Below are 12220 nucleotides of genomic sequence, written 5' to 3' on the forward strand. Positions count from 1 at the left end.
AAGGGGGATTACGATGATTAATACCAATAGCCGTATGCAGCGGCAAACGCAGCCAAGCGTTACTGCACCTCCGTCTCGCTCACCGTCTGGACCATCACATCCACCATCAAAACAGGCGCCTGTTCAGGAGCAAAAGCTTCCTGATTATAGCGTATATCGTCTGAGCATCGTCCAGCGGATACTGTGCATCATCGTATGCGGCGCTGCCTTTGCGATGATCGGGTATTTATTTTATCACCAGTGGATTGTCAGTATTGTGTTTGCAGGGGCTGCATGGTTTACGCCCAAGCTGTTGCGTCGTCATCTGTTGGAGCGTCGAAGAAGTGCGCTAAGTTCTTATTTTAAACAAGCACTGTATTCTCTATCATCGTCGCTTGCTGCCGGACGGTCAGTGGAAAATGGATTTCGGGAAGCAGCGCAGGATTTGCTGATGCTGTATCCAGATGGTGAGAACGATATGATCCGTGAGTTGAATATTATTACCACCCGGCTTGATTATGGACAGCCGATTGAAGAAGCACTGGCGGACTTTAGTAGTCGCGCGAACAATGAAGACATTTCCAATTTTGCGGATGTGTTTGTGACATGTAAGCGCACGGGTGGCGATTTGGTAGAAGTTATACGGAAAACGTCATCTGTCATTGGTGAAAAGCTGGATATTCAGCAGGATATTGCTGTAATGATCGCACAGAAAAAGATGGAGTCGAATATTTTGATGGCGACACCGTTTATCTTTTTGCTGTTTTTGAATTTTGCAGCTGGCGATTTTATGAAGCCATTGTATGAAAGTGTAATCGGTATTGTGATGGCAACGGTATGTCTGCTCGCACTGGGAGCCTGCTTCTGGCTGATTCGTAAGTTTATGAGTATCAAAGTGTAGAGCATAGAGTAGAAACAGAGCGGATTCGTTTAGTACTTGAACAGAATCTAGCGGTACAGATACAAAGCCGAACATGGATAGGTAACTGAAAGGAGGTGAATCAACTGATTGGGGTATGGCTGGAAGGATTACTGGCAGCTTTTCTGCTTGTAGGTTGGGTAGTATTGCATCAGCAGGCAGAGGAGCGTCATAAGCAGCTAGCGGCTTTACCGTTTGAAGTGATCAAGCTGCGCAAGCTGCTGCCTGCAATGCTGGTATTGATCGAAAAAGCCAAATTTACAGCGCGATTCTCGGGCGCCTTTTACCGTGTACAAAGTTTGGTGCAAAAAGGATTTGGGGTCCATGGGAGCGGAGAACGTTCTCTGCTGTACATCGCAGAGATGGCAGGGTATGTCTGGTTATTATTAACCGGTGGCTGTATTATGGCTGCTTGTAATGGTGGCAGTGTGACATGGTTAGGCTTTGGCGCAGTGCTTGCTGTACTGCTACCGGTATCGTTGTTTCGTGACCTGCGCAAAAAGGTGCAGGAGCGCGAACAGGATATTTTGCTGGAGCTGCCAGAATTGCTGAACAAGATTGTTTTGCTGGTTGGAGCGGGGGAAACAGCACAGCGAGCGATCATGCGTTGTATCCAGCGCAAGCAGGAGAGTGCAGCCGATCATCCGTTGTACCGCGAGATGATCCAAATGCTGAATGAGCTGGAAAATGGCTATCCGTTTCCACAATCGCTAGAAGCATTCAGCAAGCGCTGTGGTGTGCAGGAGGTATCCGTATTTACTACAACAGTACTGCTGAACTTCCGGCGTGGTGGTGGCGAGTTTGGACTAGCATTACGTGAACTGTCACGCACACTTTGGGACAAACGCAAAGCGGTTAGCCGGATGCGTGGGGAACAGGCATCATCCAAAATGGTCATGCCTATGGTAATGATTTTTGTAATTGTAATGGTTTTGGTCGGTACGCCGGCATTTATGATGATGAATATGTAGGAGGATAATAAGCAATGACAACAATACTTAAACAATCCTGGAATGGGATGAAAAGCTTTTGGAAGCAAGAAGACGGGATCGGTACGCTCGAAATGGTCCTAATTGTAGCAGTTATTATTATGATTGCAATAGCGTTTAAGGACAAGATTACAGATGTAGTAGATAAAATGCTGGAATACATGGAAAAACAAAGTAAAGAGTTCCAAAAAACACCTTGATGAAAAAAGCAAATTTTTGGAGAAATACACGCGGAAGCTTCACGATTGAAGCTTCCATCGTGTTTCCTATTATTCTATTTACAACGTTGTTGCTGCTATTTTTTTGTATGGTGCTATACCAGAATACAATGCTTAAGCAAGCGGCTTCCAAAACATCAGAGCGGGCAGCGTATTCATGGGATAATAGCCATAAGGATGCGAATACCGGCGCTGTTGCTGAAGGGCAAAATGATGGTCTATATTGGCGGCTGACAAGCGATGATATGTTGAGTAAGCTATTTGGTTGGACAGGATCGGCACCATCGACCGAAGTTTCCATTCCAGGAGGAAGCGGCGGATCATTGCCACAGCAAAAGCTATCTGCCGCTGCCTCCTGGGTTCCGGGTGAAATGAGTGGAAATATCAAATATGACAATGGTATGCTAATGCGTTCCATCGAAACAACATTGTCTCGTCCGGTATCCTTTGCGCCGTTGGAGCGTCAATTGGGACACTCGCTCACTCAGCAGATTACTGCTGGTGCGGTTGTGGTGGAGCCAGTAGAATTTATTCGCAATGTAGAATTGCTACGTTATTATGCTGCCAAGGCTTCCGGTAATTTTGGTCCTGCTCTTGACTTAGGAAAAGCGGGAGCTATTGTACAGTGGTTTAGTCAATGAGAAAGAACTGACATTTGAAAGAACAAGCAAGCGGAGGGAGTACAGTGAACCAATCCAAAGCAGCACGGACGATCCGCAGCTGGAAAAGACAGTTATGGCAAAAGGTACAGGATACGCGCGGTGCAGTTACTATTTTTCTAATTGTAGTACTGGCAGGTGTATTTACCTTTACTGCTGTATTTATTGATTATGCGAGAATCGCCGCTATGCAAGTACAAACCGAACGTTTAACTCATGCACTGGTGCGTTCGGTTATGTCGGCGTATGAGCCTGAGTATCAGAAAAATTATGGACTATTTGCGTTTGGTGGTAGTGATGCTAATCAATTGCTGGGTACAGCGATAAATGAAAATATGAAGTACACCGATATAGATAATCAATTTAATCTTATCCCCTTGCAGGTCAAAAATTCATCCATTGAATTGAGCCGTCCACTGGGCAAATATGATGTATTTAACCAGCAGGTGCAGGAAGAAATGAAATACAAAGCACCCATTGATTTTACGATTGAAGTAGTGGAGAAAATGCGCAGCATGTCTTCTATTATGAAAGAAACTACGCAAACGACGGAAGTATTAAATAATGTACGTGAACCTTACGAACGACGCGAGAAAGCAATTGACAAATTGTTGACATTGCAAAAAAAGACTGCCAAAGATGTACTGGCACTAGCCAAAATGGTTATGTATCCAGCAGGCACTTCAATCGCTGACAAAAACGTAGGGTCGATCTCGTCGCTTGCCAATATTGCTGCTCAGTTTAATGACTATACGAAGCTTATTGCCGAAGATAAAAAGCGCAAAAAGAAAGAAAAGCCTGCTATCAACACCCAGAAAATAGCTAAATATAAAAGTAATTCAGCTTCACTGCTGGACAGGATCATGCCTTTAGCACGCAACCTAACTCTTACTCATAAAAGTACATACGATGAAGGTATAAAGTTAATGGCGGACATTCGTAAAGAGAATGAAAGTATCAAAGAAGAAATTCGTAAAGCCAGAACACGCCCTGAAAATGGATCTTATAACACCGTAAGTGGAACGAATACACCAGGTAGTACGTCTAGCAGCGCTAACGCGGCTGCTGAAGCTCAGATTGCCGAACTACGCAAAAATCTGGATCAGCTTGTGTTGTCGGATGAATTGCTGAATCGCATGGATGCTTCTATTACTACGCAGCAATCTGACTATGCGGCGATTGTAAAATCACTAGAATTTTCAGTGGGTGAAGCGCAGCAGGTTGTGAAACGCACATCCGGTAGTGCAGAAACTTTAAAATCCAAAACGATAGAAACGGCTCGTTTGCTGGAACAATATTTGAACAACTATCAAGGTCTAGCAGCTGCTCCATCCGGTAAGCTAGGCAAAATCGAAAAAAATATTGCTGATGCGCGCAAAGGTACAGACACAGTAGCACAGGATGAAGCCAAGGCAAAGCAATCTATGAAAAAGGCGACCGCCGTGATTAGCGCTATTGCAGCACTGGGAGCGGGTGCGCAGGCTGCTGGTGCTAGCTTTGAAGAAGTGAACGAATACTATCAATCCAATATGAATTTCAATGAGGCTATCGCAGCTGCTGAGGAAAATGCTAAAGAAATCAACGATGATCCGTATGAAGAGAGTACGAGTTCGATGAGTGCGATGGATGTTATTTACGGTGGCATTGCTAATGTACTGATGAAAAGTCGCAACGAGTTCTATATGAACGAATATGCGGTGCATTATTTTGAACCATTCGATGTTATGATGTGGGGCAATATGGTGGAATCGGTGCAAAAGCGTGATGCTTCACTGGCAGGCGATTTTCCGATTTCCGAGGTAATGGATCAGCAATCGATTCAAGATGCGATGACCTTGCTAACAGTCGATAGTCAACAGCTGGAATATATCATTTACGGATATAACGGTCCGGTCTCGAACCTAACGGCAGCATATACGGAAATTTTCGGCATGCGGATGGCGATTCGTACCGCAGAAGGATTGGTCAAATACGCTAGATTAGGTCATCCATTGGCTGTACTTGCAGCCGGAATCGCTTATGGCGTAGAGATGGCGCTCAAGGACATGATTGATCTATTCACCAAAGGGTACACCGATCTGTCTGGCTATCTTAAAGTTCATTTTGAATATCGCGATTATTTAAGACTATTTTTGTTACAAACAAATAACGAAAAGAAAATGTCACGAATGCTAGCTCTCATTCGCTACAACACCGACATCAATCCGCAGGAACGCAATACGTATGCCTCAGCGCATATTCAGACCGGAATGAGGATATGGTTTTTGCCAGCGATTACTAAGATGCTGCAATCGGTGCAAACCGACAGTTCAGTGAAACAGGGTGTGTATTATGAAGATAAACAGGCAGATTTCAGCTACTGATCATCTTTCACAAGAATATGCTGATCAGCAGCAATCACCTGTCCAACCATCTGCGATCCATTCGTCATCAGTTTTAAGATCACAAAGAAAAGACTCGGTACGATTCACTTGTGTACTTTCCATCAGTCGTTTGTTGTCTAACAGACATTTACAGCGCTCGGAGCGCGGTAGCATCGTATTGGAAGCGGCAATGGTACTACCGATCTTCTTATTCGTCTCTGTCTTTCTGGTATATATCGTGCAAATGACGTTAATCTCCACTTCATTAAACAATGTATCTTCCGATACCGCTCGATATGTAAGCACACATATGTATGTGGTCAAAGAAGCAGGAACAGCTATTGAAAATTCCAAATACATGCCAAAGATGAGTCTGACCGATCTGGCTGCTAAGTATGACTCGTTATTTCCGCCACCACTAAATGGCTGGGTTCAGGATATGGCAACCACAGGAGATACACGTCTACGACAACTCAAAAATCAGGCTTCAGCAGCAGTGTTGGATGCGGCGATCAAACCGCTGATCCAGCAGGTATCATCAGATAATGGATTGGATTTTGAGCGTATTCATGTAAGTGAAGTGACCGTGCCCGATATGTCTGGCAGTCCGTATTTTGGCATTGAGTTAAGTTATGAATTGCCCTTCAAGGTGCCCCTTGTCTTTCGTCCAATTGTATTGCAATCCAGAGCGGTCGAGCGACTATGGATTGGTGATACTGGCGAAAGTGATGTTGCTTCCAGCGATGAAACCAAAGAAAAAACAGGAGTGAAGGTAGTATCTGTACCAAGTCCGGCGCATCCTGAATCGCTCATTTCGATTGCTGCTACAGCTCCACCCAATTCTAAAATTCATCTGGAAGTGAGCTACAAAAGTGGCAGTAGTACGGCACAGGGCTTAGGGGATGCAATGTCCGACGCAGACGGCAATATTACTTGGACATGGAAAATTCCTTCTTCGGCTACTGAAGGCTGGGCAACATATGTATTAACAACAGAGGACGGGCAAAAAATTCAAGGAACATTTGAGATCACTGATTATGATGGGCGTCCGGTTATTTCCGGTGCTCCGGGTACAGGAGCGAATCCTATCAAACCATGATGATCCTGTTCTCTGCCATATCAAACCAAAAGGAGTCAAATGTAATGGAAACTGTATTTATCGGCAGCGGCATTTTTATTCTGTGGGCATTCTGGACAGATATAACAGCACGCAAAATTCCGAATCTGCTTAATCTACTGTTCGTAATCAGCGGGCTGGTCTATCACGGTATCACCAGTAAGACAGAAGGGTTGCTGTTTTCCGGTAAAGGGCTATTGCTTGGATTCGGACTGATGCTGATATTGTATCTATTTCGTGCAGTTGGCGCTGGGGACGTTAAATTGTTCGCAGGCATTGGCGTATGGCTAGGACTTGGGATGACGGCACAGGTGATGATGTACTCGATCCTGTTTGCTGGTTTGATCGGATTAGTGATTATGCTATGGCGGCGGGAAACGATAGTTCGTATGCGTAATGTACTGCGGAAAATTACAGGCGCATTGCTATGGAAGCAAAAACTGCGTCCAGATGATGCCGAACACAAGCAATACTTAACATTTCCATTTATGACGGCAGTGCTGCCCGGTGTACTATTTTGCTATTTGTATATGGGATAAACGGAATTTGCAAAACAACATCGGGCGATGAGCAGGGAAAGGATGAACATAATGAGTACGACATTAACACAGGATTTTATTCAGGATGGCAAAACGTTTATGGTAATCCAACGTGAAGAAGGATTTCAGCATAGCGATTTGAGCCGTACACAGAGCGGGATGATGCTATCCAGTCGAATTCGCGGAATTTTGCAGCTGCATTTGCATGAAGTGAATTTGCAGGCGCAGCTTCGTTACGATATTACTGGCAAGCGTATGCTGAAGCATTGTCTGCAAAGCGAGATGATCGGCATTGCCGAATATTTTGGCTTATTATTGCAACTAGTAACGACATTGGAGGAGAGTAGTCAATATATGCTATCTCTGTCCAACTATGTGCTGGATGAGGATTATATGTTTGTAGAAGGTTCATTACAGGCAGGGAAATTATTTCTAACGTATATTCCTTGCACCGTCATGTTGACTGAAGAACCGGTACAGCAGCAAATCGGCAAATTGGCGTCTCATTGGATGACGGCAGTTCGTGAATTAAGTGGTAACGATGTACAGCGTATATTGCGTTACTGCCAATCCGATACCTTTACTTTACCGGAACTCAAATATATGCTGATGGATTTGCTGGCAGGAGGGCAAGCACATCATGATCAATCTTCTGTAAACTCACCCATGCGTATGCCGCGACCCGGTGATCGGGATTGGAACGGTGGGTATGGTGGAAGAATGAATTCTGCGGATCAAGGAAGTATGGGAGATCATTATGGACAATCGTCGTCTGTTGCGAATGGTAATGACATGAATGGTAGGTATAGCAGTCAAGCGGCTTCTTATGGTATGTCAGCAGAAAGAGGAAATGACGCTCCTTTGTCAGCTTCCATGAATTCTCGTACAATCCATCAAGCCGGACATCCTGCTGCTCATGGATCATCCATACCACACGCAGCATCCCATACTAAATCCGGCTTTCCTGAAGCAGAAAAAAAACGCTCGTTATTGGCATTTGGTAAAAAGAAGGAAAGCTCAGCAGGGAGTTTGAATATCCAGCCCGACACAGGAGATATGGAAACTGAACCTTCAAAGTTGCCTTCCGCTTATCGAACGTATGTATTGGCTGGCGGCGCGCTGCTGGTTGCTATGATCTGGCGTTACGGTTATATGGAGCATGCCAATGATATGATGCTGTACGGATGCGGTGCATTGACGATTGCTACACTGTTGACCATTTATATGATTATCAAAGGGAAAATCGCAATTGGTAAAACGTCAAAAGCTGCAGAAGATACGTCTACGGCTATGCCATCGAAGCCAGCAGTCTCATTGTTTGGCAAAAAGAAACAACATAACGATGAAGCGAATCAGGAAGCATGGCGCTGGCAACCGGAGCTTGCTGGTCAGTCCGCAGCCGCAATGTCGGCAACTCATAAAGGGAATGCGGGCTACCCGACATCGATTCCTGCTGCTGGAAATGTACGAAGCGGCAATCAAGCATCTGATCGTTCGATGGAACAAGCTTTTCAGCGTGAGCAAAGTGCAGCAGAGCTTTTCGGTCGGTCAGCGGCTGCCGATGCTTCACAGCGCGGCAATGAATTCAAAGTAGGCAATGTTTATGGTGGGCAGCAGCCTACAGATTTCTCGGTTATAAACAATAACCAAACGTATCAATCTGACTCTTCGCAGTCAGCAGCTGGACAAGGATTTAGAGGAGGTCAACCTAATGACTATGCAGAGCAGCATTCTATCCATACACCGCAGCCTTCATACGCAGCACAGCATTCCAACAATCATGCCAATCCATCTGGCTTTGATCAATCCGAACAATCTATGCAAATAAACAATACACCCACGCAGAGTTTATCCTCGCATATGGCAACGGTATTTCTGGATGATCTGGAACCACAGTCTCATGAGGAACAATCAGTCTTTCGTGGATATTTGGAACGGCGTGAAGCAAATGGGCATTCCATTGAAACGATCCGTCTTGGAGCGGGGAGTTTTATTATTGGACGAGCAGATGACGGTGTTCATTATCACGAAAAGTCAGTAGGAACATCCCGCAATCACGTTGAACTTGAAGTGCGCAACGGACAAGTGATGATCAAGGATCTAAGCTCGCGCAATGGAACCATATTGAACGGCGAAGCATTGATTCCTTACAAAGCGTATCCGATTCAAAATGGCGATTCCTTCAAAGTAGCCAAAGCGATGTATACATTGCGTCTGGACATGTAGCTGCTGAACGTATAGGTAAGCAAGGTGGGATGAGTAAACGAGCATACATCGAACACCACAAACCAACACTATAAATTAACACCATAAATCAGGAATACCTAAATAAAAACCGCTGTACAATCATTCAAACAAGCAATGACCGAACAGGAATAGTGAAAACACCTCATCACTGAGTCCGGCATATTGCATTGGTTTGTCGTTGATTGATAACAGCGGTTTTAGCTATACGAGCGGTTTTAAGTTATACGATAGGTTATTTATATGCTGTTAAGCATGTTCACTTTTGGCAGCAGTCTGTTGTTTATCTTCCAAGTCCATAATAGCAGGTTCCAGACTAGGATATAAAAATGTAAATCCATGATCCAATGCCTTTTGCGGAATGACGCGCTGTCCTTGCAGCAAAATAGTAGCCATTTCTCCAAGTGCAGAATAAATCATAATCGAAGGTACATGCAGCCAATGCGGACGATTCAGTACTTTGGCAACGGTAGTACCAAATTCCTTGTAACGAACCGGACCGGGGCAGGAGGCATTGATCGGACCTTCGATTTCTTTGTTTTTGACACAAAAATCAATGAGGCGTACCATATCGTCAATATGAATCCAAGAGATCCATTGTTTGCCGGGACCGAGCTTGCCACCTGCAAATAATTTATACGGCAATGTCATGAGTGGGTAAGCGCCACCATCTTTGCCAAGTACCAGACTGACACGAAGCTTGATTAAACGCACATCCTTGATACTTTCCGCAACGGCTTCCCATTGCTCTGCCAGACTGGAAGGAAAATTCATCGTCCGTCGTTCGCTGCTTTCGTCAAATGTTTCAGTATCAGATGTACCATAAATCGCCATCGCACTAGCTTGTACAACCACTTCTGGCTTACGCTCCAGCTTTTCAATCGCTTTGGATACGATATTCACCGTGCGCATTCTCGATTCCACCAGTTCTAGTTTGGTTTTGGTGGTCCAGCGTTGATTGAGCGATTCACCAGATAGATTTACAAGTGCATCAATACCTTCTAGCTGTTCAGGATGCTGCTCCATATCTTCCCATGTGATATATTGGATACGACCCGATCCAGCTTGCTCCGGCGAAACCTTGCGAGTGACTACAATCATCTCATGACCCTCATCTAACCAGTATGGCATCAAATGCTTGCCCACAAAACCCGTTCCACCACAAATTGCAATTTTCATATCTATTCCTCCTCAGGTAAATGTATGTGTATTTTTCGTAATATGGACTGCTCCAAAATATAAAGAAGGAAATATACAGAAAGCTATGATAGCAAAGAAAAGATAAGCAAACACATAGATTACAGAAAGCGTCTTTACCTGTTATTAACCATTAGAGACTGGATCATACGATAAATTCACACGAAATCTACAAAACTTCTAGTTTCCTTACCATTTCCAGTTTTTCTTTTCTTCCTCATTACCAACCCCACATCCATCTGCTACATAAACAAAGCTTTAGAAAGACATCCTCAAAGCCTAACGTAATCACATCCAAATTTAATCCATTGTTCATGTCCACATTCTGGCTTTATTGAAGCATCCGCGTTAAAATAGTTGAGATTCCTGTAACGGGCTAGCGTGTATATTCCGGTTTACAGCGTATTGCCATGCCTAGAAGACAGATGTGAGAACGAGTATTGTACTTGTTGTGGATTACAAAAAAAATATTGGCTTCATCTCAACAAATTACGTCTATATCCAATTGCAATATTAATCCATTAAACTGTTATACCTACCATCATGTCTTAGCTATAATCACGTTCTAGCTACAATCATACTCTAGCTGTAGTCACGTTCTACCCAAAACACTTACAACAATCCTGCACATTTCACTAAGGAGGAAATAACTTGTTAAAAATAGGTTCCCACGTATCGTTTTCCAATAAAGGCTTATTAAGCGCAGCAAATGAGGCGGATGAGTATGGCTCCAGCTCATTTATGATATATACCGGTGCGCCGCAAAATACGCGTCGTAAGCCGATGGACACCATGTTTCTGGATGAAGGTAAAGCCAAAATGAATGAGATGGGCGTCGAGGAAATCGTCGTACATGCTCCGTATATTATCAATCTGGGTTCGTACAAAGAACATACGTATGAGTTGGCTGTGAATTTCCTGCAAGAAGAAATTCATCGCACCCATGCGATTGGCGTTCATAATATTGTGCTGCATCCGGGCGCTTTTACCGATATGGATGCAGAATTTGGTATAAAACGGATCGCGGAAGGCTTGGAGCAGGTGTTGGCTGGTGTCAAAGAAACAGACGTAAATATTGCGCTGGAAACAATGGCGGGAAAAGGAACAGAGATCGGTCGTAGCTTTGAGGAGATCGCGCGCATTATGGATTTGGTTCCGCATAACGACCGCCTGACTGTTTGCTTTGATACCTGTCATACGCATGATGCCGGTTATGATCTGGTCAATGATCTGGATGGTGTGCTGGAACAGTTTGATAAGACTGTCGGCTTGGATCGCATTACTGTGGTGCACGTCAATGACAGCAAAAATCCAGTCGGTGCAGGTAAGGACCGTCATACGCCATTGGGTAGTGGCTGGATTGGTTTTGAAGCATTGAATCAACTCGTTCATCACGAGAAGCTGAGTGAACGTCCGTTTATTTTGGAAACACCGTGGATCGGTAAAGATGCGAAAAAACAAAATCCGATGTACGAAATTGAAATTGCATTGCTGCGCGGCGATGTAGCTGGACGTTTTGGCAACGAATTTGTGGAAGATGTGCAAAAAATACATCATTTCTTCGAAGGTCAAGGTATTGAAGCACGTCCTTATGTACTGGACACTTGGAGTGTTTTAAAAAATGATGCTAAAGCACGCAAAGCCGATCCGCGTGAACCGTTAGAGCGTCTGTATGATCTGATCGCAGCGGACGGTTTGTTTGCAGCATTGAATGAAGAACAGATCAACAAGCGTCTGATTGCATGGCTGGCAGGTAAAAACGCTCTATAATAGGTCTGGCAATCATAAACCTCTGTAGATAGGATGCTCACACATTCAGCTACAGAGGTTTTTTGGTATAGCAGAAAGCAAGCGAAAACACATGATTAATTTAGTATATTCTTTTCTGCTTTAATGCGTTATATTAGGATAGTGTCGATAGATATCATATATGCGCTATGGTACAGCTGTCCACCGGATACAGACAGTCGTTTTAGAACATTATTCATCTGAACAG

At 44.2% G+C, this 12220-nt stretch carries 10 protein-coding genes; 9 read left to right on the forward strand and 1 reads right to left on the reverse strand.

Annotation, left to right across the window (positions count from 1 at the left end):
* The first annotated feature begins 13 nt into the window (after positions 1 to 13).
* From ABXR35_RS02245 to ABXR35_RS02280, 8 genes are all read left to right on the forward strand, one after another.
* The gene (locus tag ABXR35_RS02245; RefSeq protein ID WP_367054843.1) at positions 14 to 880 is read left to right on the forward strand and encodes a type II secretion system F family protein; all 867 of its coding nucleotides are present in this window, start codon (positions 14 to 16) and stop codon (positions 878 to 880) included.
* Positions 881 to 975: 95 nt separating this feature from the next.
* Positions 976 to 1869, forward strand: coding sequence for a type II secretion system F family protein (locus ABXR35_RS02250; protein ID WP_367054845.1), 894 nt, complete (start codon positions 976 to 978; stop codon positions 1867 to 1869).
* A 14-nt stretch (positions 1870 to 1883) separates the two neighbouring features.
* Complete coding sequence (locus tag ABXR35_RS02255; protein WP_367054847.1) at positions 1884 to 2087, forward strand: Flp1 family type IVb pilin; 204 nt, start codon at positions 1884 to 1886, stop codon at positions 2085 to 2087.
* Complete coding sequence (locus ABXR35_RS02260; RefSeq protein WP_367061090.1) at positions 2087 to 2746, forward strand: TadE/TadG family type IV pilus assembly protein; 660 nt, start codon at positions 2087 to 2089, stop codon at positions 2744 to 2746. Before ABXR35_RS02255 ends, ABXR35_RS02260 begins: the two co-directional genes overlap by 1 nt.
* A 44-nt stretch (positions 2747 to 2790) precedes the next feature.
* On the forward strand, positions 2791 to 5127 hold the full coding sequence (locus ABXR35_RS02265; RefSeq protein ID WP_367054849.1) for a hypothetical protein: 2337 nt from the start codon (positions 2791 to 2793) through the stop codon (positions 5125 to 5127).
* A gap of 133 nt (positions 5128 to 5260) precedes the next feature.
* A complete protein-coding gene (locus tag ABXR35_RS02270) occupies positions 5261 to 6226 on the forward strand; it encodes a TadE/TadG family type IV pilus assembly protein (protein ID WP_367054851.1) in 966 nt (321 codons plus the stop codon).
* Positions 6227 to 6270: 44 nt separating this feature from the next.
* Entirely contained in the window at positions 6271 to 6783 is a 513-nt protein-coding gene (locus ABXR35_RS02275) for an A24 family peptidase (RefSeq protein WP_367054853.1), read from the forward strand.
* A gap of 51 nt (positions 6784 to 6834) precedes the next feature.
* Entirely contained in the window at positions 6835 to 9009 is a 2175-nt protein-coding gene (locus ABXR35_RS02280; protein ID WP_367054856.1) for a DUF6382 and FHA domain-containing protein, read from the forward strand.
* 267 nt (positions 9010 to 9276) lie between these two features.
* Here ABXR35_RS02280 and ABXR35_RS02285 read toward each other — a convergent pair whose 3' ends face one another.
* Positions 9277 to 10206 (reverse strand): TIGR01777 family oxidoreductase, encoded by a 930-nt coding sequence (locus tag ABXR35_RS02285; RefSeq protein ID WP_367054859.1) that lies wholly within the window; start codon positions 10204 to 10206, stop codon positions 9277 to 9279.
* A 669-nt stretch (positions 10207 to 10875) separates the two neighbouring features.
* Here ABXR35_RS02285 and ABXR35_RS02290 point away from each other — a divergent pair.
* Complete coding sequence (locus ABXR35_RS02290) at positions 10876 to 11994, forward strand: deoxyribonuclease IV (protein ID WP_367054862.1); 1119 nt, start codon at positions 10876 to 10878, stop codon at positions 11992 to 11994.
* Positions 11995 to 12220: the final 226 nt, after the last annotated feature.

The sequence above is a fragment of the Paenibacillus sp. JQZ6Y-1 genome, assembly GCF_040719145.1.
Taxonomy (GTDB): Bacteria; Bacillota; Bacilli; order Paenibacillales; family Paenibacillaceae; genus Saccharibacillus; species Saccharibacillus kandeliae.

Bases quoted from the DNA above. Each gene is read 5' to 3' on its own strand.
- ABXR35_RS02245 (WP_367054843.1), top strand. From the start codon at position 14: ATGATTAATACCAATAGCCGTATGCAGCGGCAAACGCAGCCAAGCGTT.
- ABXR35_RS02255 (WP_367054847.1), top strand. From the start codon at position 1,884: ATGACAACAATACTTAAACAATCCTGGAATGGGATGAAAAGCTTTTGG.
- ABXR35_RS02260 (WP_367061090.1), top strand. From the start codon at position 2,087: ATGAAAAAAGCAAATTTTTGGAGAAATACACGCGGAAGCTTCACGATT.
- ABXR35_RS02275 (WP_367054853.1), top strand. From the start codon at position 6,271: ATGGAAACTGTATTTATCGGCAGCGGCATTTTTATTCTGTGGGCATTC.
- ABXR35_RS02280 (WP_367054856.1), top strand. From the start codon at position 6,835: ATGAGTACGACATTAACACAGGATTTTATTCAGGATGGCAAAACGTTT.
- ABXR35_RS02285 (WP_367054859.1), bottom strand. From the start codon at position 10,206: ATGAAAATTGCAATTTGTGGTGGAACGGGTTTTGTGGGCAAGCATTTG.